We start from the raw sequence: 26,098 nt of genomic DNA on the forward strand, positions 1-26,098 counted from the left end.
CAGGTTCTCCTCCGCCTTTCCCGCCTCAGCCGTACAGGGTGTTGTGTGGGGAGCGCCCGTACGCGCGCCGGTAGGTGGTGGCAAAACGTCCGGGGTGGGGAAAGCCCCAGCGGGCGGCGATGGCGGTGACCGTGTCGCCGTTGGCGGGATTGCCGCTGTCGAGGTCCCGGTGGGCGTGTTCGAGACGGGCGTCGCGCAGGTAGCCGGTGGGGGTGGTGCCGAGGTGTCGTCTGAAGGCGCGTTGGACGGCGCGACCGGTCGCCCGTGCGGCGAAGGCGATGTCGCTGAGGGTGATGTTGTCGCCGACGTGTGAGTCGATGAATTCGATCGCACGGCGCAGGACGAGCGGACTGGCGTCGGTCCGGTCCTTCCAACTGCACTGGTCGATCGAGTTGTTCGGGAAGACGGTGAGGGCGGTGGCGGCGAGGATTCGGGCCGCGTTGGCGATCGCGAGTGGGCTGCGGGCCACCTCGGGGTTGGGCAGGACGCTGTCGGCGAGGTAGCCCACGGTGCTCAGCCACAGCCGGGCACCGGCCGGACACACCGGTTCGAGGCTGGTGAGTCGCGTCGCCGCCCCGGCCGGAGTCTCGCCGAGCACCTCGTCGAGCGTGGCGCAGTCGATCTGGACGATCTGCATGCGGACGGTGTCCCAACGTACCGTGAAGGGCTTGCCGGGTCGCGCCATCACGAAGACGTCTCTCGGTCCGGCCCGGACCGTCTGGTTCTCGGTGTCGCGTTCGAATCGGCCACCCAGCACCCGCCCTATCACGAGCTGCCCGGACGGTTCGTTGGCGCACTCGACCGAGACGGTGTGCAGGGCGGTGGCGATCGAGAAGCGCCCGGTGGAGCGGTGCGTGTGTCGGAACCTGAAAGCGTCGCGGGTTTGCCGGAAGCGCACCGTGTTGTCCACGTAGTGGGAGCGGATGAAGGCGTGCGCCTGCTCGGGGTCGGTGGTGCGGAAGACAAACTGGGCCGGCAGCGTGGAGTCGGGAGTGCCCGGTGAGACCGTCATGGTGGCCAAGCTTTCGAAAACGCGGGTCGCATGCCCCCTGTTGGACAGAGGCCGTTGACCTTCGATCGCACACCGCGACGATGTCCGGCCGGTCTGACAGTATCACCACATGTCCGGAATGCGAAGATCAACTGACCGCGTCCGCGGTTCGTGGACAGTTGGCCAGGTGGTGGTCGTAGGCGGTCGCGCCCGATCAGCCCGGCTGACCACCCACCGGCTCGGCCGGCACCGCCCCGGCCACCCGACCGTCCCCGTCGTCGTCCCGCGATCCTGGCGCGGACGCCCGCGCGCCGCCGACCGCCTTCACCACGGCCACCGCCACCCCGGTCGTCAGCGGGATCGCCAGCACCAGGCCGATCGAGGCGACCAGCGTACGGACGATCTCCTCGGCGATCTGCGCGCTGGTCAGTACGGCGAGCACCGGCCGGTCGTAGGCGTTGATCAGCAGCATGATCGGCAGCGCGGCGCCGGCATAGGCGAACGCGATGGTGTAGACGGTCGACGCGATGTGGTCCCGACCGATCCGCATGGCGCTGGCGAAGAGTTGGCGCGCGGACCGTTCGGGCGCGAGTTCGTGCAGCTCCCAGACTGCCGAGGACTGGGTGATGGTCACGTCGTTGAGCACGCCGAGCCCGGCCACGATGATGCCGCAGAGCACGATGCCGGAGAGGTCGATCTGTCCGCTGTAGACGGCCAGGCTGATCCCGTCGCTGTCGCCGAGCCCGGTCAGGTGGGCCGCGCTGGCCGCCCAGAGGCCGAGCCCGGCCGTGGCGAGCAGGCCGAACAGCGTACCGGCCAGTGCGGTGGTGGTCCGGGCGGAGAAACCGTGCGCGAGGTAGAGGACGACGAACATGATCGCCGACGCGCCGACCAGGCCGACCAGCAGGCCGGACTCGCCGACCAGCAGCGCCGGCAGCATGAACTTGACGATCACCAGGTACGCGAAGCCGAGACCGATCAGCGCCTTCAGCCCGCGCATCCGGGCAACCGCGATCACGAGCAGGGCGAACACCGCCGCGAGGATGCCGATCGGCACCGTACGGGCGTAGTCGTAGAAGGCGTACATCGCGGGCCCGGTCTGGTGGTTGAAGACCCGGACCACCTTGATCCGGTCGCCGACCTCGAGCCCGCTACGGTACGACTCCGCCGGCACCTCGACGGTGACGATGCCGTCGCGTTCGGGACCGGTCTCCAGTCTGGCCTGCACGGTGGCACAGGTGACCATGCGGGGACCCGCCTCGGGGCCGGTACGCTGGCCCGGCGCCGGACACTCGTACGGTGCCACCGTCTGCACGGTCGCCTCGGGGTGGCTGAGCGTGCGCCCGGCGGTCCCCGAGGACGCGTCGGAGACCTGCTCTCCCCCCGGCCAGAGCAGGAGCAGCCCGACCAGCGTGAGTACGGCCAGCGGGGCGAGGATCGCGGTCAGCAGCACCACCGCCCGCCGTCGCCGCCCACCAGCCAGTTCACCGTGCCCGTGCGAGTGCATCAAACGCTCCATCCTGACCCGATCAACGACGGTCCCACCCGGGGGAGGACAAGGGTGTGGCCGCCGACCCTGGGCAGGGGCGGCGGCCACGTTGAGCCTCAGCTCTTCGGTACGTTCAGAACCTTCTCCTGTACGTTGCCGACGTTGCCGGCGATGTCGACGGCGAGCCAGCGGACCGTGGTCTTCGCGGTGATGGTGATCCGCTCCGGCCCTTCCCGGTAGCCGGCGAAGCCGAGCTTCAGCGACGACGTGGTCGGCGTGCTGCCGTCCAGGGTGTAGTAGACGTTCGCCGCCTCACTGGTGGCGAAGGTGAAGTCGGTCGTACCGGCGCCCTTGCTCTTCACGACCAGCTCGGCCGTCGGCTTCGACTGGTCCGCCGCGTACGCCTTCGCCACCTCGAGGATCGCGATCTGGCCGCTGGAGAACTCCATCGCCTCCTCGTGGCCCTCGGCGAAGTCCGGCTGGAAGCCGACCGCGTCCCAGCGGTTGGTGGCGGGGTTGTACTTGTCCGCGCCGACCTCGAAGTTCCAGGCGATGATGCCCTTGTTGTACCAGTGCGCGTCGGCACTGTTACCGGCCGCCGAGTAGAGCACGTCGGTGGTCGGGCCGGTGCGACCCGGCCAGATCGCCGTACCCCGGTGTGACTGGACCGCGTTCAGGATCTTCGACGAGGCGTTCCAGAAGAAGTTCTCGGTGCCGAAGTCGGTCCGGGGCAGCACCTCGCGACCGGCCGTCTTGTACGCGCCCGGCGCCCACATGAAGTACCCACCGTACGAGTGGGTGTTCATCGAGAACTTGATGTTCGGGTACGTGTTGATCAGCCAGTCCTCGTTCTTCGCCTCCGGCTCGGACTGCTCGCTCGGGCCGGCGTAGGTGCCGCTGGTGCAGCTCGTGGAGGCACCGCTGTAGCCGTCGAAGAGCGAACCGGCGTTCTGGTTCCGGTTCAGGTCGACGCCCCACGAGTTGCGGTTCGCCGGGTCGCCGGTCGCGTCCGGGCAGTGGTTGGTCATGTTCTTACGCTGCGAGTTGAAGTCGTACATGCTGTAGTGCGCGCCGTCCGGGTTGACCACCGGCAGGACGAAGATGTCCAGACCGTTGACCAGGTTGCGGGTCTTCGTGTCCTGCTCGTAGTTGCGCAGCAGCCGCTCCGCGGTCTCCAGGCAGGTGAGCGGGGTGACCCACTCCCGGGCGTGCTGCTGGCAGAAGAGGTACACACCCGGCTTGGAGCCGTCCTTGGCCCGGCCGATCCGCAGCGCCTTCATCTGGAACGGCTCGCGGGAGATGCTCGCCGGGGCCTGGAGGTTGTCGCTGAGCCGGGTCGCCCCGGCGGTGGCCACCAGGCCGGCACCGGCGTTGCCCCGGTAGAGGCTGGCGGTCAGCAGGGCGGACGAGGCGGCGTTCGCGTTCAACGCCGCGACGACCTGGGCGGCGGTGCTGGTCAGCGCGCCGCTGCCGTCGGTGGCCAGGGAGACCACCACGGTCTTGCCGGCGACCAGTACGGTCAACGCCTGGTTGGCCGCACCCGGGTTGATCAGCGAGACGCTGGTGTCGTTGCCACCCTCGTGGCCCCACGCCTTGGTGGTGACGTAGAAGGTGCTCGCCGCCGCCGTACCGAACTGCGCCTGGGCCTTGCGGCGGTAGCCGTTGGTCAGGTTCGGCAGGTCGATGATCTGGGTGATCTTCGGGAACTCCGCCGCCAGGCCCTCGATCCGCTCGGTGATCTCGGTCGGGTCCATGTAGTGGTCGACGAAGTCGGAGACGTAGTGCGGGTCCGGCGCCTCCTTCGGCTTGCCCAGCCACTGCGTCACCGACGCCTTGACCGTGCCGCCCTTGCTGCTGGTGAAGGTGACCCGGTTCGGCTCCGCCGTGGTCAGCGCGAGCGGGCTGCTGAACCGGTGGTACATGTACTGCCCGGCGTCGGTGAACCGGGACATGGTCGCGGTGCCGCCGGAGGCCGGCGGGGTGTCCATGCCGGTGTCCCAGCTTGCCGTGATCACCGTGTCGGCGTCGGCACCGGCGTTCGACTTGACCTCGAACGACAGGAAGCGGTTGCCGTCCAGGCTGGTGAACCACTCGGCCCGGAGCACGGTGAGCTGGTCGGTCGCGAGCAGCTCCGCCGCGTCGGCGGCGGCGATGGCGGCCTTCCGCTCGGCGACGTTGGCCCGGTAGTCGTCCTGGTCGGAGATCTTGCCCCGCAGGTCGAAGCCCATCTCCCGCAGGGCGGCGCTCTCCTCGGGGCTGAGCACGGCGTGGACCTCGATGCCGTCCTCCACCGGCTTGCTGTACTCGACCAGGTCGACGCCGAGGTCGGCGAGCCGGTCGACCTCGCCCTTGTCGGCGGCGACGATGCGCATCAGCGCAACGCCGTTCTGCTCGGTGCTGGACTTACGGGTCGGTTCCACCTGCCCGTTGTCGGCGGGGCTGGCGAGGGTCGGCAGCGCGCCCAGGAGCAGCGCGGTCGGGACGGTGAGTAGGGCTACCAGACGACTGACTCTGGCCGGTTTGCTGATACTCCTCATACGAGGCTTCCTCCGGTCGTGGCGTGCACGGAGACCGCCCACGGCGGGTCGATTGCCGGGGCGGTCATTGATGATCACGTTGGCCGCAGTCTGTTGTGTGCCACGTCACCTTGTCAAGGATCATGGATGTGTGGCTGATCGGCGGTTTTCCGGCCAGCGGCTGATCGTCGATTCCGGGTAGCCCGTGTGCCGGACCGAGGGTCAGCCGAAGGTGTGAACAGGGCGTCCATCATGGACACCAAGGTCACGGTTGTCCACCTTGTCGGCTCCGGCAGTTGGTGCGGATTCGAGGTCGGCGTCGGCGCGTCTACCTGCCGCCCTGCCGCATCCGCCTGGTCGGCGCGGAGGTGGGGGCGGCAAACGGGTGACAGGGACAGGCGAGGCGTCGGGTGGTCACGGTGAGCACGCCGGGTTCGGCCGCCGCCGCCTCCACGTCGGCGAGCATCCGGGTACGCATGCCGGACGTGATCAGGCGGCCCCGGGTCACCACGGCGTGGATCCGCCGGGTGTTCTCGATGTCGGTCAGCGGGTTGGCGTCGAGCAGCACCAGGTCGGCGACCTTGTCCGGGGCCACCGTGCCCATGCTCCGCTCCTCGCCCAGGTAGCGGGCCGCGTCCCGGGTCACGCTCTGCAACGCCTGAAGCGCGCTCAGGCCGCTGTCGACCAGGAGCGACAGTTCGTCGTGCAGGCTGAACCCGGGAAAGCAGTACGGGTTGCCGCAGTCCGTACCGCCGACGATGCCGACGCCGGCCTGCCGGGCCTGTCCCACCAGCCGGCGCAGGACCCGGAAGAAGGCGCGCTGCCGCATGGTCTGTTCCGGTGTGGTGGGCGCGAAGATCCTGATCCGCTCGGCCCACAGCTCCTGGTACGCGGCGGGGATGTACTTCAGCCGGGGGTCGTTGGCGAACATTGCGGCGGGGGAGTTCACCACCCGGTTTACCGCCAGGGTCGGTGACAACCAGGTGTTGTTGCGGACCAGGCGACGGAAGAGCGCACCCGCTCGGCGTGAGCTCCAGTTCTCCGCCGCCTCCCACTCGATCTCGCGCATCAGGTGGAAGTACGCGGTCGGGTCGGTGAGCGGGGTCTGGGCGATCCGCTGGCTGAACTCCCGCTCCCGGGACGAGGCCGCCACGGGCAGGCCGAACAGGTGCTCGAAGGAGTGTTGTCCCAGGTCGCTCGCCTCGACGGCGCTGACCCGGTAGGGCAGGTGTCCGGCCAGCGGCAGCCGTTGGCGGCGGGCCTCGTGGGCGAGGGCGAAGTAGGTGTCGCGGCCGAGGTAGGAGTAGACCTTGACGAAGTCCGCCCCCTCGTCCTTGGCCCGGCGTACGGCGGCCCGCGCCTCGCTCGGCGTACGGACCAGGACGGCCGGCGGGCCCAGGATCGACGGCGGTTCGTCGATGATCGGACTCGCCACCCGCATCCGGGGTCCGGCCACCTCCCCGGCGTCGATTCGTCGGCGCAGCGCCTCCACCTCGGGGTAGCCCCACATCTCCCGGATTCCGGTCACCCCGTTGGCCAGGTGGAGCGGGAGGAAGATGCGCTCGTCCACGGTTCCGTGCGCGTGCATGTCCCAGAGGCCGGGAACGACAAACTTGCCGCGTGCGTCGACCACCCGTACGCCGGCGGCCCTCGGTGCCGGCCGCCCCTGGACCAAACTGATGATCCGGTCGCCGATCAGCACCACGCTGGTGTCCGGTCGAGGTGGTGCCCCGGTGGCGTCGATCACGGTCCCGCCGGCCAGCACCAGGATGCCGGTGTCGGCGGGGTCGCCGGCCCGGACGTCCGGCGTCGTGGCGAGCAACGCGGCGCCGGTGGTGCCGACGCCGACCCCGCCCAGGGCGAGCCAGCGCAGGAAGTCCCGTCTGGTCGGCTCGGATCCCGCCGAGGTGGAGCCAGGCCCCGTGGAGGTGGAGCCGGACCGCGCCGAGGTGGGTTCGGGCCCCGTTGGGGTCGACTCCGGTCGTGCCGCGTCGGACATTCCCTCGTCCCTTCGTCGCGTCGTGTACGAGGGCGGCAGGAGGGTGCCGCGGCGGAGCGCGATCCCAATCTAACGGTGTGCCCGGCCGGATCGTATCGGCGTGTCGCGATGCCGACGGGCAGGCCGCGCCGGCGGCACGGGGTCGGGCGGCGGTGCCCGTGGAGGTCCGTGCCAGCCAGGGAAATCACTTGTGAGTGAGTCGCTCACTCAGTTACTGTCGCCCCCGTGCGCCCCACCCCGCCCATCGAACCGGACCAACCGCCCCACTGCCTTCCCGGCTCCGGGCGGGCGCGTCCGTTGCCGCCCGACGAGCGCCGGGCGGCGCTGATCGCCGCCACGTTGCCGCTGGTGGGCGAGCACGGGATCAAGGTCACCACCCGTCAGATCGCGGAGGCGGCCGGCGTCGCCGAGGGGACGATATTCCGCGTCTTTCCGGACAAGCAAGCGCTTATCCAGGCGGCGGTCGCGGCGGCGTTGGACCCCGAGCCGGTCTACGCGGAGTTCGCCGCGGTGGATCTCTCGCTGCCGCTGCGGGAACGGCTGATCCAGGTGACCACCATCATCCAGCGCCGGCTGATCAGGGTGATCAATCTGGTCACCGCGGTCGGTCTGAACGGGCCACCGCCCAACCGCGAGGAGCACCGCGCCCGGGTCCGCCCCACCAACGAGCGGATCCAGGCCGAGGTCGCCCGGATCATCGAACCCGACCGGGACCAGTTTCGTTGCACCACCCAGGAGGTGGCCCGGCTGCTGCGGCTGCTGGTCTTCTCCGGTTCCCATCCCATGATCAACGACGACGACCCGCTCTCCGCGGAGCAGATCGTCACCGTGCTACTCGACGGCCTCCGACACCGTACGGAACCGTCATGATCGTCCGCCGCATCCCTGATTCGGGGGGTCACCGATGCTGACTCGCTTACTCCGTACCTACCTGCAACCGTACCGGCGGCCGCTCACCGTGGTGGTGCTGCTGCAACTGGTCGGCACCATGGCCTCGCTCTACCTGCCGAGCCTCAACGCCGACATCATCGACCAGGGCATCGCCCGGGGCGACACCGACTACATCCTGCGGATCGGCGGCTGGATGCTGCTGGTCAGCGCCGTACAGATCGCCTGTGCGATCGCCGCCGTCTACTACGGCGCCCGGACCGCGATGAGCTTCGGCCGGGACGTACGCGCGGCGATCTTCAACCGGGTGATGAGCTTCTCCGCCCGGGAGGTCAACCAGTTCGGCGCCCCGTCGCTGATCACGCGGAACACCAACGACGTGCAACAGGTGCAGATGCTCGTCGTGGTGACCTGTACGTTGCTCGTCGCGGCGCCGATCACCTGCGTCGGCGGCGTGATCATGGCGCTCCGCGAGGACCTCGGCCTCTCCTGGCTGATGGTCGTCTGCGTACCGCTGCTGGTCCTCTCCATCGGCCTGATCATCCGCAAGATGGTGCCGCAGTTCCGGCTGATGCAGACCCGGATCGACACGGTCAACCGGGTGCTGCGCGAGCAGATCACCGGCATCCGGGTGGTCCGCGCGTTCGTTCGGGAGCCGTTCGAGACCCGCCGGTTCGGCACCGCCAACGCCGACCTCACCGCGACCGCGCTGCGCACCGGGCGGCTGATGGCGCTGATCTTCCCGATCGTGATGCTCGTGCTCAACGCCTCCAGTGTCGCGGTGCTCTGGTTCGGCGCGTCCCGGATCGACGCCGGCCAGCTCCAGATCGGCGCGCTGACCGCCTTCCTGAGCTACCTGGTGCTGACCCTGATGTCGGTCATGATGGCCACCTTCATGCTGATGATGGTGCCCCGGGCGGCGGTCTGCGCCGAGCGGATCGTCGAGGTGCTCGACACCGACTCGTCGGTCGTGCCGCCGCCGCGACCGGTCAGCGAGGTGACCACGCGTGGTGAGTTGGAGCTGCGCGACGTGCGGTTCCAGTACCCGGGCGCGGTCGCGCCGGTGCTGCGGGACATCTCGTTCCGAGCCGGCGCGGGTCAGACCACCGCGATCATCGGCAGTACCGGCGCGGGCAAGACCACGCTGCTCGGGCTGGTGCCCCGGCTCTTCGACGCGACCGGTGGCACCGTGCTGGTCGACGGTGTCGACGTACGGGAACTCTCCCCGGACATCCTGTGGCAGCGGATCGGGTTGGTGCCGCAGCGTCCGTACCTCTTCTCCGGCACCGTCGCGAGCAACCTGCGCTACGGCAACCCGGCGGCGACCGACGACGAGCTCTGGGTCGCCCTGGAGATCGCCCAGGCCCGTGACTTCGTCGAGGCGCTGCCCGAGGGGCTCGAGGCGCCGGTCAGCCAGGGCGGCACGAACCTCTCCGGCGGTCAGCGCCAGCGGCTCGCGATCGCCCGCGCGCTGGTCCGCAAACCGGAGATCTACCTCTTCGACGACTCCTTCTCCGCGCTCGACCTAGGCACCGACGCCCGGCTGCGGGCCGCGCTGCGGCCGGTCACCGCGGACGCGGCGGTGGTGATCGTGGCGCAACGCGTGTCGACCATCGTCGACGCCGACCAGATCGTTGTCCTGGAGGACGGCGCGATCGTGGGAGTCGGCCGGCACCAGGACCTGGTCGAGACCTGCCCCACCTACGCCGAGATCGTGGAGTCCCAGCTCAGTGTGGCGGCGGTGGCATGAGCGGCCGACCGGCACCGGACCAGACACGGAGTACCGGCATGAGCGACAAGACCACCGCGACCGCCCCGGCGCGGTTGCCCGCCGCCGCCCGGCGCGGCGGCGGCCCGCCCTGGATGGGCGCGGGCATGCCGGCCGAGAAGTCGATGAACTTCCTGCCCTCGGCCAGGCGGCTGATGGCCCGGCTCCGGCCACACCGGCTCGCCCTGATCGGGGTGATCACGCTCGCCGTCGCCAGCGTCGCCCTCAGCGTCACCGGCCCGAAGATCCTCGGGCACGCCACCGACATCATCTTCTCCGGCGTCCTCGGCAAGCAGTTGCCGGCCGGGACCACCAGCCAACAGGCGATCGACGCCGCGCGGGCGGCCGGCAACGACTCGTACGCCGACATCCTCGCCAAGGCGAACGTGGTGCCCGGGGTCGGCATCGACTTCGACCGGCTCGGCCGGGTGCTGCTGCTGGTGATGCTGCTCTTCCTCGCCGCCAGTGTGCTCGCCTGGTTGCAGGGTTACATCCTCAACGGGGTGGTGCAGCGGACCATCCGGCAGCTCCGCTCCGACGTCGAGGACAAGCTCAACCGGTTGCCGTTGCCGTACTTCGACAAGCAGCCCCGGGGCGAGCTGCTCAGCCGGGTGACCAACGACATCGACAACATCTCGCAGAGCCTCCAGCAGACGCTGAGCCAGTTGCTGACCTCGCTGCTGACCCTGGTCGGCGTCGTGGTGCTGATGTTTGTCATCTCACCGCTGTTGGCGGTGGTCGCGCTGGTCGCGGTGCCGCTGTCGATCTGGGTGACCAAGCAGATCGCCAAGCGGTCGCAGAAGCAGTTTGTCGCCCAGTGGAAGCACACCGGCGCGCTCAACGGTCAGATCGAGGAGGCGTTCACCGGCCACGAGCTGGTCAAGGTCTTCGGCCGGCAGCGTGAGATCGAGGCGTCCTTCGCCGAGAAGAACGACGAGTTGTTCAAGGCGAGCTTCGGTGCCCAGTTTGTCTCCGGCATCATCATGCCGTCGATGATGTTCATCGGGAACCTGGGCTACGTGGCGATCGCGGTGATCGGTGGCCTGCGGGTCGCCTCGGGCGCGATGAGCCTCGGTGACGTACAGGCGTTCATCCAGTACTCGCGGCAGTTCACCCAGCCGCTGACCCAGGCGGCGGCGATGGCGAACCTGCTCCAGTCCGGGGTCGCCTCGGCCGAACGGGTCTTCGACCTGCTCGACGCCGAGGAGCAGAGCCCGGACCCGGCCGCCCCGGCCGGGCTCGCCGACCGGCGCGGCCGGGTCGAGTTCGAGCGGATCTCCTTCCGGTACGAGCACGACAAGCCGCTGATCGAGGACCTGTCGTTGGTGGCCGAACCGGGTCACACGGTGGCGATCGTCGGGCCGACCGGTGCCGGCAAGACCACCCTGGTCAACCTGGTGATGCGCTTCTACGAACTGGACAGCGGCCGGATCACCCTGGACGGGGTCGATCTGACCGACCTGACCCGGGACGCCCTGCGCTCGGAGATCGGCATGGTGCTCCAGGACACCTGGCTGTTCGGGGGCACGATCCGGCAGAACATCGCGTACGGCAACCCGGAGGCGAGCGAGGAGGAGATCCTCGCGGCGGCGAAGGCGACCTTCGTCGACCGGTTCGTCCGTAGCCTGCCCGACGGTTACGACACGGTGATCGACGAGGAGGGGAGCAACGTCAGCGCGGGCGAGAAGCAGTTGATCACGATTGCCCGCGCGTTCCTGTCCAACCCGTCGCTGCTGATCCTGGACGAGGCGACGAGTTCGGTGGACACCCGTACCGAGGTGCTGCTGCAACGGGCGATGGCCGCGCTGCGCTCGGACCGGACCAGTTTTGTGATCGCGCACCGGCTCTCCACCATCCGCGACGCCCACCTGATCCTGGTGATGGAGAGCGGCCGGATCGTCGAGCAGGGTACGCACGCCGAACTGCTCGCGGCGCAGGGCGCGTACCACCGGCTCTACCACGCCCAGTTCTCGCAGCCCGCCGTCGACGTGGACGAGGCGCCCCCGGCCCCGACCAGCCCCCTCCTCCGCCAGCGTTGAGTGTAAGGAAGGGCCCCTTATTAACGCATAGCGTTAATAAGGGGCCCTTCCTTACACATCAGCTCAGCTGGGTGAGGCGCCAGCGTTGGTTGGTGGCGCCGCTACAGGGCCACTGGATGAGGGTGGCTCCGTCGTTGGCCGAGTTGCCGTTGACGTCGAGGCACTGCCCGGAGTGGGCCGCCCGCAACTCGTAGACGCCGCCGGACTGCGCCACCGGCTGCCAGCGCTGACTCGCCGCCGTACCGCAGGTGACCTGGGTGACGCCGGTGCCGTTGGCGGTGGAGCCGCCGGTCACCGCCATGCACTTGCCACTGTGTACGGCCCTGAGCTGCACCGTGCCGCCGCCCGCGTCGACCGCCTGCCAACGCTGGTTGGTGCCGCCGGTCGCCGCCCACTGGTGCACCACCGCCCCGTCGGCGGTCGACTGGCCGTTCACGTCGGCGAGCTTGCCGCTGTGGGTGGCGGTGAGGGTCCAGGTCCGCCCGGCGATGCCACCGGACGGGGTGGTGCCGACCCCGGCGCCGCCGAAGGTGAACGAGTCGAGGTCGAAGTTGTTGTTCGCCGACGACTTGAACACCATGTACAGCTTGTGGCTGCCGGCGAGCGCGGCGACCGGTACGGCGGCCTGTGAGACGTACGTGTCCCAGCCGCCGGTCGCCGCCACCGGCGCGGTCGCCAGCAGTTGACCGGTGGGGGAGTCGGCCCGCAGTTCGATCGAGCCGCCTCCGGAGGGGCTGGACAGCCGGTAGCTGACCGACGTGATGCCCTGCACGCTCATCGGGTCGAACATGATCCAGTCGTTGTTGCTGACGTCGCCGATCCGCTTGCCGCTCTCGGCGCCGCCCTGGTCGATCACGCGGATGCCGGACTGGCCGGTGAAGTACTCGGCCTGCTTGTGCTTCGGTTGCAGGATCGTGTGCGCGTAGCCGGTCAGCCGGGCCACCGATCCGGCCCCGTTGTCCTGGTAACGCGCGTTGAGCACGTAGTACAGGTTGGCCCCGTCCGGGTGCCCGCCGAGCAGTTCGGTGGAGACGGTTCCGGTGCAGCCGGCGTAGTCGCTGGTCGGGTGCTGGTGGTCGTCGTGTCCGAGGGCCGGGTTCAGGAAGACCTGGGAGCAGTTGACGGTGCCGTCCTCCGGGTCGGTCACCGACACCGCGTACGTCACCTGCTGGCCGAAGTCGAGCATGCCGCCGTTGGGTGGGCCGGTGATCGTCACGGTCGGCGCGGTGTTGCCGACGGTGATCGGTACGTTGGCGAAGGCGCTCTTGCCGGTGTTGTCGGTGACGGTCAACCGGGCGGTGATGTTGCCGTTGCTGGTGTAGGTCCGGGTCGGGTTGGCCGCGGTCGAGTCGGTGCTGCCGTTGCCGTCCAGGTCCCAGGCGTACGTGATCACGTCACCGGGGTCCGGGTCGTACGAGCCGGCGCTGGAGAACTGCACGGTCAGCGGCGTACGGCCGTTGTTCGGGGTGCCGGTGGCCTTGGCGATCGGTGACCGGTCGCCGCTGGAGTAGTCGATCCGGTAGAGGCCGGAGTCGTTGTTGCCGCCGCCGAAGTTGGCGCCCCACTCCAACACGTAGAGCGAACCGTCCGGCCCGAACCGCATGTCCATCGGCTTGTTGAAGAAGACGCCGGGCAGGAACGGGTTGATCTTCACCAGCCCGCCGTTGGCGTCGAAGTGGATCTCCTTGACGTAGTTGCGGGCCCACTCGTAGAAGAAGTGCACCCCGTCGTAGTACGCCGGGAACTTGGTCGGCGAGGTGGACGCCGCGTCGTAGCGGTAGACCGGTCCACCCATCGGTGCCGCTCCGCCCTCGCCCACCTCCGGGAACTGCGGCGAGACGCCGTAGCCGTACCAGACCTGGGGTTGGACCAGCGGGGGCAGGGTGGTCAGGCCGGTGTTGTTCGGCGAGTTGTTGACCGGAGCGTTGCAGTTGAACTTCGCCCCGACCACGCCGGTGTCCGGGTTGTACGGCGCGTACGCCTGGTTGTCGCCGTGGCAGAACGGCCAGCCGAAGTTGCCCGCCTGCCGGATCACGTTGATCTCGACCAGTCCCTCGGGTCCACGGTTGGTCGTCGGGCCGCCCCGGTCGGGTCCGTAGTCGGCCATGTTGATCCAGCCGGTCTCCGGGTCGACCTGGAAGCGGAACGGGTTGCGGAAGCCCATCGCGTAGATCTCCGGGCGGGTGTTCGCGGTGCCGGGGGCGAAGAGGTTGCCGCTCGGGATGGTGTAGGTGCCACCGGGCTCGGGGTGGATGCGCAGGATCTTGCCGCGCAGGTCGTTGGTGTTGCCGGCGGAGCGGGCCGCGTCCAGGAACGACCTGCCCGGCCGCCAGTCCAGCGGGGCGTAACCCTGCCAGGCCGGGTCGTAGTTCGGTGGGGTGTCGTCGCCGACCGAGAGGTAGAGGTTGCCGCCGGGGCCGAAGGCGACGTACCCGCCGGTGTGGCCGGGCTCCGGGTTGGTGCGCGAGCGGTACGCCGGCACGTCCAGCAGCACCCGTTCGCTGGCCGGATCGAGGGTGTCGCCGTTGACGGTGAACCGGGATAGCCGGTTGATGTCGGTGGTCGCGGCCGACGGCGAGTAGTAGAGGTAGATCCATCCGTTGGTGGCGAAGTTGGGGTCGAGTGCCATCCCGACCAGTCCGTCCTCGCCGCCGGTGTAGACGCTCAGCGTGCCCGAGGTGACCGTGGAACTGGTCGCCGGTTTGAAGATCTTGAGCTGGCCGGCGCGCTGGACGTAGAAGACCCGGCCGTCGGCGGCGATGTCGACCGCCATCGGGTCGACGGTGTTCTCGTCGAGCGCGACCTTCTCGAAGTTGCCCCAGATCGTGCCGCCGCAGTCGCCGGGCTTGTCGCCGGCCGCCCACTGCACGCCGCCGAGCAGGTGCTGACGGAACAGCGGTTCGCTGTACGACCCGGCGGCGTGCCCCATCGCGGTGGTCCAGACCCGACCGCCCTCGGCCTCGCGGCACCAGGAGATCGGGTGGTCGGCGCCCATCGCGGCGCCGCCCGGGTTGTAGGTGCGCTCGTCCGCCGTGACCAGCACGTGTACGTCGCCGCGCGGGTTGCGGTCGAAGTTGTACCACTCCTCGCTGCGGTTCCAGCGGTCCGGCAGCCCGACCGTGGAGGGGTGGGCCTTGTCCGCCACGTTCGCGGTGCCCGGCAGCACCCCGGGGGAGTGCTCGGGCATGTGGGCGCCGCCGTTGACCAGGTTGTCCCACCACGGGAACGAACCCTCGATGCCCATGTCGGTGGCGTTGTGGATGGCCGCGATTCCGCCGCCGGCCGCGACGTACCCCTGGATCGCCTGGCGTTGGGCGTCGTTGTCCCAGACCATGCCGGAGGTCTGGAACATGATCACCACGTCGAAGGTGGCGAGGTTGGCCGGGGTGAAGACCGCCGAGTCCTCGGAGGCGACCACGGTGAACCCGTGCTCGGCCGCGAGTTGGTTGAACATGGTGATGCCGGCCGGGATCGAGTCGTGCCGGTAACCGGCGGTCTCGGAGAAGAGCAGCGCGCGGAACGGGGCCGCCGCCGCCGGTTGTGCCGGCAGTACGAAGAACGTGAGTAGTACGGCGAACAGTGTGAACAGGGCCGAGAAACGGCGACGCATGCCGTCTCCTTTCGACGGGCAGCGGTGGTGGTGACCGCTGGAATGCGCCGCCGAACAGGGGACCGTCCCCCGCGCATTCGTATCCGGGTTCCAGGTTGACCTTATTGATCGATAAAAGTCAATGTCTTATGTCTTATTTGGCGGTGCCGGTGTTGGCGGGGTCAGCGTCCGGCCGGTGCCGGTGTCTCCCGCCCGGCGAGCAGCGACCGCAGGAAGGCCAGCCCGGCGGTGGCCAGCTCGTCCTGGCTCGGTGCCAGCGGGCGCCAGATCGCGGCGGCCGTGGCGATCGTACGGTTCTCCGAGGTGAACGACTCGATGCAGAGCGGGCCGGCGTATCCCACCTCGACCAGCGCGTCGACCAGGCCCGACCAGTCCAGGTGGTCGGCGCCCGGTGCGCCCCGGTCGTTGGCGCAGACCTGCACGTGGGCCAGCCACCGGCCGGCGGCCCGCAGCGCGGCGGGCAGGTCACGCTCCTCGATGTTCATGTGGAACGTGTCCAGGGCCAGGCCGAGCCCCGGGTCGCCGACCGCCTCGACCACCTCCAGCCCCTGCTCGACGGTGTTCACCAGGCTCGTCTCGAACCGGTTCAGCGGTTCCAGCGCGAGGGTCACCCGGTGGGACCGCGCGTACTCGGCGAGCGGGCGCAACCGGTCGGTCAGCCGCCGGATCGTCCGGCGACGCCTGGCCGGGTCGAGCGGCCAGGTCCGCCCGACCGGCGCGTAGATCGGCCCGGCGACCACCCGGGCGTCGATCCGGGCCGCGGCCCGGACACAGGCCCGCAGGTAGTCGGCGGTCGCCTCGGCCACGTCCGGGTCGTCGGTCACCAGGTCCCGGCCGGGCGGCATCACCGCGCAGGTGGTCGCGGTGAGCCCGAGCGAGGCCAGCAGGTCTGCGGTACGACCCGGATCCCAGTCGCCCGGCGACTCGATCGGCAGTTCGACGGTGTCGAAACCCCAGCCGGCGATCCGTGGGGCGAGTACGGCGAGCCGGTCGTCGGTGAGCGGGGAGACCCAGATCCAGGTGTTCGCGCCGATGCCGTACACGCTGCTCCTTCCGGTGGTCCGGGGCCGGCGGCGGCAACCGACGGCCCCGGGGGTCCGTTACTTTCCGCCCCACACCTCGGGGAAGCCGGGCATCTTCTCGCAGCCGCAGAGCGCGTAGTGCAGCGGCGGCATGTCGGGCAGCACGTACTGGGCGAGGTTGGCCTCGGTGATGGTCGGCTGCGGCAGCACCCACTCCTTCGGCACCTGCCGGCCGGCGAGGATCTCCACCGCCGCGATGACCGGCGTACGCCACTGGTAGGTCGGGTAGGTGGCCGCGATCGCGGTCAGCTTCTTCTCCTGCCAGATCTTCAGGAAGTCCTGCTGGTCCTCGCCGTTGATCGGCGGCACCTCCGCCCCGGCGTCCTCGAACGCCTCGATCGCCGCGACCGAGGTGGCCCCGGCGTCCATCCAGACGCCGTCGATCGTGCCGAACCGCTCGATGTAGTCGTTGACGATGGTCTTCACCTTGGCCGCGTCACCGTCGGTGAACTCGACCCCGACCACGTTCGCCCCGGCCTGGTCGAAAATCACCTTTGCCGCCGACCAGCGGGTCTCCAGCACGTCCACCCCGGGCAGGATGCGCAGCGCGAGGATCTTGCCACCCTTCTTGACCTTCTCCACCAGGAACTCGGCGGCGGTGGCGCCGAACGCGTAGCCGCCGATCGGGTGGACGAACGTGGTCGGGCAGTCGGTCTCCACCCCCCGGTCGAAAACGACCACCGGCAGCCCGGCGGCGCACGCCTTCTCCACCGCCGGGGTGAGCGCCTTGGTGGTGTTCGGCGAGACGATCAGCGCGCTGCACTTCTTGCCGGCGATCAGCCCCTCGATGTCGCTGATCTGCTTCTCGTCCTTGCCCTCGGCGTCGACGGCGGTGAGCGTGACACCGGGGTGGAGTTTCGCCTCGGCCTGCATGGTGGTCCAGCCCACCTGCCGCCACGGGTTGTTCACCGCCGCGTTGGAGAAGCAGATGGTGTGCGGACCCGGCTTGGTGAACTTCGCGGTGTCGGTCATCTGCGGGGCGATCGCCTGCAACCAGGGCGAGTCGGCCGGGCCGGTGGGGCTCATCTCCCGCTGCTTGACCTGCTCGTCGTAGTCGGCCTGGACGAAGAAGGACGACTGGCTGCCGGTGCCGCTTCCGGCCGGTCCGCCGTCACCCTCCCCGTCCTCGGGGGCGGTGGAGTTGCAGCCGGCGAGGGCCAGCACCGCCGCCGCGCCGAGCGCGAGTCGGCGCAGTGTGGTGGGGGAACGCATCGGGCCTTTCTCCTTCCGGTTGGCCGTGAATCGTGGCGTTTCGGTGAGCGGTGGAACCGGCTCTGACCCGCCGATGGTCAGCCCGAGCGGCGCATCCTGCGTGCCGCGTACGCGGCGGCGCCGATGATGATCACGCCCTGCACCACCTGCCGGAGCGACTGGGCGAGGCCGAACTGGTTCAGCAGTGAGAAGAGGGCCTGGAGGGTGAGCGCACCGGCGATCGCCGTGCCGACGCTGCCCCGCCCCCCGCCGAGCACCGCGCCGCCGAGCACCACGGCCGCGATGGCCTGGAACTCGTAGCCGACACCCGCCTCGGCGGTGACCCCGGTGGCGCCGCCGAGCAGGATTCCGGCCACCACCGCGCAGAGCGCGGAGATGACAAACGCGGTGGTACGGACCCGGCGTACGTCCACACCGGAGAGGGCGGCGGCCCGCTGGTTGCCACCGGCCGCGTAGACCTGGTGGCCGAACCGGCTGTGCCCGAGCAGCCACCAGAGCCCGAGGCCGACCGCCACCAGGATCAGCACCGCGTACGGCAGCATGGTCAGACCGAACGCGCCCTCGATCCCGCGGCGACCCAGCTCCCGGAAGTTGTCGGCCAGCGATCCGCGCGGTGCGCCGCCGGACCAGAGGAACACCGCCCCGTTGAGCACCAGCAGCATGCCCAGCGTGGCGATGAACGAGGGCACCCGCAGCCGGGTGGTGACCAGCCCGTTGACCAGCCCGACCAGCAGACCCCCGGCGAGCAGCAGCGGAACCAGCCACCAGGTGTTGCCCGGGTCGCCGTCGGAGAGCCGGGCGGCGACCACCACCACGGCCGTCACCAGGGCGCCGACGGAGAGGTCGAACTCCCCGGCGATGATGACGTACACCTGGCCGGCGGCGAGGATGGCCAGTGGCGCCGACCGGCGCAGGAAGTTGGCGAACGGGTCCGGCTCGATGAAGACCGGGTTGCGCCAGGCCAGCACCGCGATCACCACCAGCAGGATCACCCAGATCGGTGGCACGGCCCGCAGCAGACCCCAGGCCCGCCGCCCGGCCCCCTCGCCCCGCCGTACGTCCGGTGCCGGTTGCTCGGTGACGGTCACAGCCCCGCCTCGTCCCGCCGGGTACGCAGCGCGTAGAGCGCGACCGCGCCGACGATGATCAGTCCTCGGATCAGGGTCTTGAGGAAGGCGTTCACCTCGTACTGGTTGAACACCTGGTCGATCACGGCCAGGATCAGCACCCCGGCCAGGGTGCCGGCGACCGTGCCCCGGCCACCGGCGAGCGCGGTGCCGCCGACCACCGCCGCGGCGATCGACTCCAGGTCGTAGCCGCCGTCGGTGCCGACCCACGGCGCACCCGACCGCAACCGGCTGACCAGGAACAGCCCGGTCAGTACGGCGGTGACGCTGCACAGCACGTGCGCGGTGACGATCACCCTGGCCGACCGGACCCCGGAGAGTCGGGCCACCTCCGCGCTGCCGCCGACCGCGTAGAGATGGTGGCCGAAGCGGGTGCGCCGCAGCACCCACCAGGCGCCGCCGACGACGGCGAGCAGCAGGATCACCGACACCGGCACCGGCCCGACCGCGTTGTAGCCCAGGCCCTGGAAGGCGCGCGGCACCGAACCGGTGAAGTTGGTGAACAGCGCGTTGAGAATGCCGCTGATCACCAGTGAGGTGCCCAGGGTGGCGATGAACGCGTTCACCTTCAGCCCGGTGATGACCAGCCCGTTCACCAGCCCGATCGTGACGCCGAGGGCGAGCGTGACCAGTACGCCGAGCACCATCCGGTCCGGGTCGCCCTGCATCACGAAGGAGGCCGCGACCGCCGTGACCCCGACCGTGTACGCCACCGACAGGTCCAGCGAGCCGCCGATCAGGACGATGGTCTGGCCGACCGCGACCAGGCCGAGCGCCACCGACCGGACCGCCATGTTCTGTAGGTTGCTGACCGTCATGAAGTTGCCGCCGTCGAGTTCGACCAGCAGCCAGGCGACGGCGAACACCCCGCCGAAGACGAGCCAGACCGGGGCGCTGGCGAAGCCGAGGCGGGGCGGCCCGGTCCGGCCGAGCGCGGGGGAGAGGGTCTGCGCGGTCATCGGGCGGCACCTTCCAGGTCGGCCTCACCGGTCGCCAGCAGCATGATCTCGGCCTCGCTGGCCCCGGCCGGCAGACTGCCGGCGATGGTGCCCCGCCGCATCACCAGGATCCGGTCGGCCATCCCGATCACCTCGGGCAGCTCGGACGAGATCATCAGGATCGCCGCGCCGTTGCCGGCGAGTTCCCGCATCAGCTCGTGGATGCTCGCCTTGGCGCCGACGTCGATGCCCCGGGTCGGCTCGTCGAAGATGAGCACGTCGGCTCCGGTGGCGAGCCACTTGGCCAGCACCACCTTCTGTTGGTTGCCGCCGGAGAGGTAGCGCACCTCCCGGTGCGGGGCGCCGCCGCGCAACTGCACCCGGTCCAGCAGGTCGCGTACGGTCGCGCCCGCGCCGCGTCGGCCCGCCGCGCCCATCGCCCGGACCGCGAGCAGGCTGTTGTCGCGTACGGAGAGCGGCAGCACCAGCCCTTCGGACTTGCGGTCCTCGGTCAGCAGGCCGATGCCGCACCTGATCGCGTGCCGGGGTGAACGGAGCCGGCGGGGCCGACCGTCGACGGTCAGGGTGCCGGCGGTCAGCCGGGTCGCGCCGAAGAGCAGTTTCGCCAGTTCGGTCCGGCCCGATCCGGCCAGTCCGGCCAGCCCGACGATCTCGCCGGCACGCAGTTCCAGGTCGAGGTCGTGCAGTGGACCGGCGGCCCCGCCGTGCAGGGCCAGCCGGGTGGCGCCGGCCTGTCCGGGGGCGGCCCGGGGCGGGAAGTAGTGGTCGAGGTCCCGCCCGACCATCATCCGTACCAGCTCTCCGGGTTGCACGCTCGCCGTCTCGACGGTGTCGACCCGGCGGCCGTCCTTGAGCACGGTGACCCGGTCGGTCAGCTCGAAGATCTCCTTGAGCCGGTGCGAGATGTAGAGCACGGTCAGGCCGTTGTCCCGCAGCCGCCGGATCCGGGTGAAGAGCGCGTCGACCTCGTGCGGGGAGAGGGCTGCGGTGGGCTCGTCCAGCACCAGGATGCGGGGTTCGAAGGAGAGCGCCTTGGCGATCTCGACCAGTTGCTGTTGCGCCACCGGCAGCCGGCCGACCGGCGTGCGCGGGGCGACCACGTCGTCGGCGCCGAGGCTGGCGAGCAGTTCGGCCGAGGCCGCCTCCATCGCGCGCCGGTCGACGCCGAGGCGTCGCCGGGGTTCCCGGCCGAGCCAGATGTTCTCCGCCACGGTCCGCTCCGGCAACAGGTTCAGCTCCTGGTGCACGATGCTGACCCCGGCGTCGATCGCCTGCCGGGGATGGGTGAAGCGCACCTCGGTGCCGTCGATCGTGATTCCGCCGCCGTCCGGCTGGTACGCGCCGACCAGCACCTTCATCAGCGTGGACTTGCCGGCGCCGTTCTCGCCCATCACGGCGTGGATCTCGCCGCGTCGACATTCGAGATCAACTTGATCGAGAACCGTCACTCCGAAAAACCGTTTGGTGATCGCCCGCATTCGCAGCAGAACGGGGTCCGATGGCTCGTTGTCCTCCGTCGACGCAACGTCTGTCATCCGCGCCACCCCCGTGTCCGGCGACCCTTGGCATCGAAGAGTAGGCATTCATGACCGTCATGTAAAGCGAAAGTTACGCACGAAGTGGTAATACTTTTGCGTCGGCAACCAAAAGTTGATGAGATCGTCCGGAAAAGCCGGTCCGCTATGGATTGCCGCCCGAGTGCCCTCGCCGGCACCCGGGGTCACTCGGGCGGTGGCGCCGTGCTGCCGCGTCGTACCAGGGTGGGCACGACCGAGCCGACCGGGGGCTCGGTCGGCTCCCCGGCGTCGTCCAGGTCCAACAGGCGCAGCAGCGCGGCCATGCTCCGGCGCCCCACCTCGTCGAAGTCCTGCCGGACCGTGGTCAGCGGCGGGATGAGGAACTCCGCCTCCGGGATGTCGTCGAATCCCACCACGCTGACCTGCTCCGGCACCCGTACGCCGCGCTCGTGCAGGGCGCGGAGCAGGCCGAGCGCCATCTGGTCGTTGGCGGCGAAGACCGCGCTCACCTCACCCCGCCGGGCCAGCGCCTTGCCGGCGGCGTAACCGGACCGGGCACTCCAGTCGCCCGTGATCATCGGCGGCACCGGTCGGCCGGCGGCGCGGAGCACCGCTCGCCAACCCGCGACCCGGTCCTGGGCCTCGAGCCAGTCCGGCGGGCCGGCGATGTGCCACACCGTACGGTGACCGAGCCCCAGCAGGTGCTCGACCGCGAGCCGGGCACCGGCCACCTGGTCCACCCCGACCACCGGGGTACGTCCGTCGAGTCCCGCCTCGACCGCCACCGTCGGCAGCCCCGCCGGCAGGCTGTGCAGCGCGCTGGCGGCGGCGAGCTGCGGGGCGATGATGATGACCCCCTCCACCGACTGCTCGGCCAGCTTGTCCACGGCGGCGAGCACCCCGGCCCGGTCGATCCGTTCCAGGGTGGCGATGCTGACCCAGTAACCGGCCGCCCGCGCCGCCCGCTCGATTCCGTACAGGGTGGACGCCGGGCCGAACAGGGTGGTGTCGAAGCTGACCACGCCGAGCACCCGGGAGCGGCGTCGGACCAGCCCCCGGGCCAGCGCGTTGCGCCGGTAGTTCAGCGCACCGATCGCCGCCAGCACCCGCTCGCGGGTCTCCGGGCGTACGTTCGGGTGGTTGTTGAGCACCCGTGACACGGTCTGGTGCGAGACCCCGGCCAGCCGGGCCACGTCCGCCATCACGGCCCGGCGGCCGGTTATCGGCGTCACCACGCCCGCCGCCCCGGCCGGTTACGGCGCACGCCGGGCGACCGCTCGTTGCAGCAGGATGAAGACGGCCAGCAGTACGCCGATGACGATCTTCGTCCACCAGGAACTCAGGTCGCCCTGGAAAGTGATGATCGTCTGGATCAGACCCAGCACGAGCACCCCCAGCACCGTCCCGAACAGGTAGCCGGAGCCACCGGTGAGCAGGGTGCCGCCGATCACGACCGCGGCGATCGCGTCCAGTTCCAGGCCGGTGGCGTGCAGCCCGTACCCGGAGAGCATGTAGAAGCTGAGCAGCACGCCGCCGAGCGCCGAGCAGAAGCCGCTGATCGTGTAGACCGCGATCCGGGTACGCCCCACCGGCAGCCCCATCAGCAGCGCCGACTGCGGGTTGCCGCCGACCGCGTACACGTCCCGGCCGAGCCGGGTGTACGCCAGCACGTACGCCGCGACCAGCACCACGACCAGGGCGATCAGTACGCTGATCGAGACGAAGAAGCCGCCGGCCCGGAGTTTGCCCTGGGCCATCGAGGTCCAGAACGAGTCGGTGATCGGGATCGAGTCGGTGCTGATCACGTAGCAGAGCCCACGAGCCAGGAACATCCCGGCGAGGGTGGCGATGAACGGCTGGATCTCGAAGAAGTGGATGACGCAGCCCATGGCGAGGCCGAAGACGGCGCCGATCAGCAGCACCAGCGGCAGCACCACCCCCGGCGGCCAGCCGCGTTGCTCCAGCAGCGAAGCCGAGATCATGGTGGTCAGCGCGACCACCGCCCCGACCGACAGGTCGATCCCGCCGGTCAGGATCACGAACGTCATGCCGACCGCGACGACCAGCAGGAACGCGTTGTCGATCAGTACGTTGAGCAGGACCTGGGTGTCCGAGAAGCCCTCGTAGTTGACCGCCCCGAGGCCGTACATCAGGGCCAGCAGGGCAAGGGTCGCCAGCACCGGCAGGTAGCGCTGTCGGGAGCCGGCGAAGCGCGCCCCGGCGGTGCCGAGCACGGCGGTCCGGGTGCCCGACCCGTTGCCGCCGCCGTGGCCGAGATCGATCATGCCGGGACCTCCAGCTTCGGTGCCGGTGCGGTGGGTGCCGGCGGGTCGGGCCGCCGACGGCGGGCGAACACCCTGGCCCGGAACGCGGGCGACTGGGCCAGGCAGAGCACGATGACCACGACCGCCTTGAACAGCAGGGTGGTCTCCGGCGTGATGCCGATGGTGTAGATCGTGGTGTCCAGCGACTTGATGATGACCGCGCCGATCACCGTGCCGGCAATCGAGAACCGACCACCGGAGAGCGCGGTGCCGCCGATCACCACGGCGAGGATCGCGTCGAGTTCGATCAGCAGCCCGGCGTTGTTCCCGTCGGCGCTGGAGACGTTCGAACTGATCATGAGGCCGGCGACGCCGGCGCAGAGCGCGCAGAAGACGTACGCGCCCACGACCAGCCCGCGCGACCGGATCCCGGCGAGCCGGCTGGCCCGGGGGTTGCCGCCGACCGACTCGACCAGCAGACCCAGCGCCGTACGCCGGGTGAGCACCACCGCCACCGCCGTGACCACCACCGCGATCAGCACCGAGAACGGGAACGTCAACCAGTAGCCGGCCCCGATCAGCTTGTACGGGTCCGAGGTGACCGTGATGATCTGCCCACCGGTGACGAGCTGGGCGATGCCCCGGCCGGCGACCATCAGGATCAGGGTCGCGATGATCGGTTGGATGCCGACGGCGGCGACCAGCAGGCCGTTCCAGAGCCCCAGGACGACTGATCCGAGCAGGGCGATCCCGACCGCGACCAGCACCATGGCCACGCTCTGCTGGTTGTCCTGCTCGCTGATCCGCAGGCAGGCCAGGGCCCCGGCGATGGCCACCACTGCGCCGACCGAGAGGTCGATCCCGCCGGTGGCGATCACCACCGTCATGCCGAGCGCGACCAGCACCAGCGGCGCGCTCAGCCGCAGGATGTCGATCAGGCTGCCGTAGAGGTGCCCGTCGCGGAGCTGGATCGAGAGGAAGCCCGGGGTGAAGGCGAGGTTGCCGAGCAGCAGCAGGACGAGGACCAGCAGCGGCCAGAACAGGCGGTGGCGTACCAGGTCGGCGGTGCGCGGGTGCCGGATCAGGTTCGTCATGACGCCGACCCGCCCGCGATCGCCGCCATCACCCGGTCGGCGTCCAGGTCGCCGCTGTTCTCCAACTCGGTGACCACCCGCCGGTCCCGGAGCACCGCGACCTTGTGGCTCAACCGCAGCACCTCCTCCAACTCGGCCGAGATGAACAGCACCGCCATCCCGTCGTCGGCGAGTTGGACCACCAGGCGCTGGATCTCGGCCTTGGCGCCGACGTCGATGCCCCGGGTCGGTTCGTCGAGGATCAGCAGTCGGGGCTCGGTGATCAACCACCTGGCCAGCAGCACCTTCTGCTGGTTGCCGCCGCTGAGCGCGCGTACCGGCAGTTCCGGGTCGGCGGGTCGGATCCGCAGCGCCTGGACGTACCGGTCGACCAGCTCGTCCTGGCGGCGCCGGGGAATGGGGCGGGACCAGCCCCGGCTGGCCTGGAGGGCGAGCACGATGTTCTCCCGTACGGTCAGCTCCTCGACCAGGCCCTCGGCCCGGCGGTTCTCCGAGCAGAAGCCGATGCCGTGTGCCATCGCGCTGTGCGGCCCGCGCAGAATGACCGGCGCCCCGTCGACCAGGACCTGTCCCTGGTCGGCCCGGTCGGCGCCGAAGAGCAGCCGGGCCGCCTCGGTCCGGCCCGAGCCGAGCAGCCCGGCCAGCCCGACCACCTCGCCCCGGTGCACGGCCAGGTCGTACGGCGCGATCGCGCCCTCCCGTCCCAGGCCCCGGGCCTGCACCACCGGGGCGCCCTGTTCGATCGCGGCGACCGGCGGTTTGGGCTGCTCGTCGAGCTGTTCGAGCACCGCCAGCTCGCTGCCGATCATCTTGGCGACCAGGTCGAGCTGGCTCAGCTCGGCGGTCCGGTGCTCGCCGATCAGCCGGCCGTTGCGCAGCACCGTGATCCGGTCGGAGATCTCGTAGACCTGGTCGAGGAAATGGGTGACGAAGACGATCGCCAGCCCCTCCTCCTTGAGCTGGCGCATCACCCGGAAGAGCTGCGCCACCTCGGCGGCGTCCAGACTGGACGTCGGCTCGTCCAGGATGAGCACCTTGGCGTCGGTGTCGATGGCCCGCGCGATCGCCACCATCTGCTGTACGGCGAGCGAGTGGGCGCCGAGCGGGGTCGAGACGTCGATGTCGAGGTCGAGCCGGCGCAGCCGGTCGGCGGCCCGCCGACGCAGCTCCGCCCAGCGGATGTGGCCGAAGCGTCGGGGCTCGCGGCCGATGAAGATGTTCTCCGCCACCGAGAGGTTGGGGCAGAGGTTGACCTCCTGGTAGACGGTGCTGATGCCGGCCTGCTGGGCGGCGAGTGGCCCGGTGAACGCGACCTGCCCGCCGTCGAGATCGATTCGGCCGTGGTCGTGCCGGTAGACGCCGGTCAGCACCTTGATCAGGGTGGACTTGCCGGCGCCGTTCTCGCCCATCAGGGCGTGCACCTCGCCGGGGAAGAGGCGGAAGTCGACGTGGTCCAGGGCCACGACCCCTGGGAAGTGCTTGCCGATGTCGGTCATCGTGAGGATCGCCCGGCCTGCTGCCATGGCTGAAGCCCTTCTCCCGT

At 70.1% G+C, this 26,098-nt stretch carries 17 protein-coding genes; 3 read left to right on the plus strand and 14 right to left on the minus strand.

Annotation, left to right across the window (positions count from 1 at the left end; genetic code table 11):
• Nucleotides 1-25: 25 nt before the first annotated feature.
• The 4 genes from ACI2K4_RS23295 to ACI2K4_RS23310 form a co-directional block, all read right to left on the minus strand.
• The gene (locus ACI2K4_RS23295; protein WP_404514132.1) at nucleotides 26-1,012 is read right to left on the minus strand and encodes an AraC family transcriptional regulator; all 987 of its coding nucleotides are present in this window, start codon (nucleotides 1,010-1,012) and stop codon (nucleotides 26-28) included.
• A gap of 193 nt (nucleotides 1,013-1,205) precedes the next feature.
• Nucleotides 1,206-2,498 (minus strand): YibE/F family protein, encoded by a 1,293-nt coding sequence (locus ACI2K4_RS23300; protein WP_404514133.1) that lies wholly within the window; start codon nucleotides 2,496-2,498, stop codon nucleotides 1,206-1,208.
• Between the two features lie 98 nt (nucleotides 2,499-2,596).
• Complete coding sequence (locus ACI2K4_RS23305) at nucleotides 2,597-5,017, minus strand: M14 family zinc carboxypeptidase (protein ID WP_404514135.1); 2,421 nt, start codon at nucleotides 5,015-5,017, stop codon at nucleotides 2,597-2,599.
• Nucleotides 5,018-5,324: 307 nt separating this feature from the next.
• A complete protein-coding gene (locus tag ACI2K4_RS23310; protein ID WP_404514136.1) occupies nucleotides 5,325-6,995 on the minus strand; it encodes an amidohydrolase family protein in 1,671 nt (556 codons plus the stop codon).
• A 225-nt stretch (nucleotides 6,996-7,220) separates the two neighbouring features.
• Between ACI2K4_RS23310 and ACI2K4_RS23315 the strand changes: the two genes are divergently transcribed.
• Genes ACI2K4_RS23315 through ACI2K4_RS23325 form a run of 3 tightly spaced genes read left to right on the plus strand, consistent with a single transcriptional unit; the run spans nucleotide 7,221 to nucleotide 11,690 of the window.
• Complete coding sequence (locus ACI2K4_RS23315; protein WP_404514137.1) at nucleotides 7,221-7,865, plus strand: TetR/AcrR family transcriptional regulator; 645 nt, start codon at nucleotides 7,221-7,223, stop codon at nucleotides 7,863-7,865.
• Between the two features lie 34 nt (nucleotides 7,866-7,899).
• Entirely contained in the window at nucleotides 7,900-9,633 is a 1,734-nt protein-coding gene (locus ACI2K4_RS23320; protein WP_404514138.1) for an ABC transporter ATP-binding protein, read from the plus strand.
• A 38-nt stretch (nucleotides 9,634-9,671) separates the two neighbouring features.
• Complete coding sequence (locus tag ACI2K4_RS23325) at nucleotides 9,672-11,690, plus strand: ABC transporter ATP-binding protein (protein ID WP_404514139.1); 2,019 nt, start codon at nucleotides 9,672-9,674, stop codon at nucleotides 11,688-11,690.
• A 58-nt stretch (nucleotides 11,691-11,748) separates the two neighbouring features.
• Here the strand turns inward: ACI2K4_RS23325 and ACI2K4_RS23330 are convergent, their stop codons facing one another.
• From ACI2K4_RS23330 to ACI2K4_RS23375, 10 genes are all read right to left on the minus strand, one after another.
• Nucleotides 11,749-15,300, minus strand: a complete 3,552-nt coding sequence (locus ACI2K4_RS23330) for a ThuA domain-containing protein (protein ID WP_404514140.1) — start codon at nucleotides 15,298-15,300, stop codon at nucleotides 11,749-11,751.
• Nucleotides 15,301-15,461: 161 nt separating this feature from the next.
• Nucleotides 15,462-16,343 (minus strand): sugar phosphate isomerase/epimerase family protein, encoded by an 882-nt coding sequence (locus ACI2K4_RS23335; protein WP_404514141.1) that lies wholly within the window; start codon nucleotides 16,341-16,343, stop codon nucleotides 15,462-15,464.
• A 57-nt stretch (nucleotides 16,344-16,400) separates the two neighbouring features.
• Entirely contained in the window at nucleotides 16,401-17,594 is a 1,194-nt protein-coding gene (locus ACI2K4_RS23340; RefSeq protein WP_404514143.1) for an ABC transporter substrate-binding protein, read from the minus strand.
• Nucleotides 17,595-17,671: 77 nt separating this feature from the next.
• Nucleotides 17,672-18,682: an ABC transporter permease gene (locus tag ACI2K4_RS23345; protein ID WP_404514144.1), complete on the minus strand. Its 1,011-nt coding sequence runs from the start codon at nucleotides 18,680-18,682 to the stop codon at nucleotides 17,672-17,674.
• On the minus strand, nucleotides 18,679-19,680 hold the full coding sequence (locus ACI2K4_RS23350; protein WP_404514146.1) for an ABC transporter permease: 1,002 nt from the start codon (nucleotides 19,678-19,680) through the stop codon (nucleotides 18,679-18,681). Before ACI2K4_RS23350 ends, ACI2K4_RS23345 begins: the two co-directional genes overlap by 4 nt.
• Nucleotides 19,677-21,128 carry a sugar ABC transporter ATP-binding protein gene (locus ACI2K4_RS23355; protein WP_404514147.1) on the minus strand — a complete coding sequence of 484 codons (1,452 nt, stop codon included), beginning with the start codon at nucleotides 21,126-21,128 and terminating at the stop codon, nucleotides 19,677-19,679. Before ACI2K4_RS23355 ends, ACI2K4_RS23350 begins: the two co-directional genes overlap by 4 nt.
• 272 nt (nucleotides 21,129-21,400) lie before the next feature.
• Entirely contained in the window at nucleotides 21,401-22,399 is a 999-nt protein-coding gene (locus tag ACI2K4_RS23360) for a LacI family DNA-binding transcriptional regulator (RefSeq protein WP_404514398.1), read from the minus strand.
• A gap of 51 nt (nucleotides 22,400-22,450) precedes the next feature.
• Nucleotides 22,451-23,482, minus strand: coding sequence for a galactofuranose ABC transporter, permease protein YjfF (gene yjfF / locus ACI2K4_RS23365; RefSeq protein ID WP_404514148.1), 1,032 nt, complete (start codon nucleotides 23,480-23,482; stop codon nucleotides 22,451-22,453).
• The gene (locus ACI2K4_RS23370) at nucleotides 23,479-24,555 is read right to left on the minus strand and encodes an ABC transporter permease (RefSeq protein WP_404514150.1); all 1,077 of its coding nucleotides are present in this window, start codon (nucleotides 24,553-24,555) and stop codon (nucleotides 23,479-23,481) included. Before ACI2K4_RS23370 ends, yjfF begins: the two co-directional genes overlap by 4 nt.
• Entirely contained in the window at nucleotides 24,552-26,078 is a 1,527-nt protein-coding gene (locus ACI2K4_RS23375) for a sugar ABC transporter ATP-binding protein (RefSeq protein ID WP_404514151.1), read from the minus strand. Before ACI2K4_RS23375 ends, ACI2K4_RS23370 begins: the two co-directional genes overlap by 4 nt.
• Between the last annotated feature and the right edge of the window lie 20 nt (nucleotides 26,079-26,098).

Origin of the sequence: Micromonospora sp. NPDC050397 (assembly GCF_044901685.1) — a bacterium.
Classification (GTDB): Bacteria; Actinomycetota; Actinomycetes; order Mycobacteriales; family Micromonosporaceae; genus Micromonospora_G.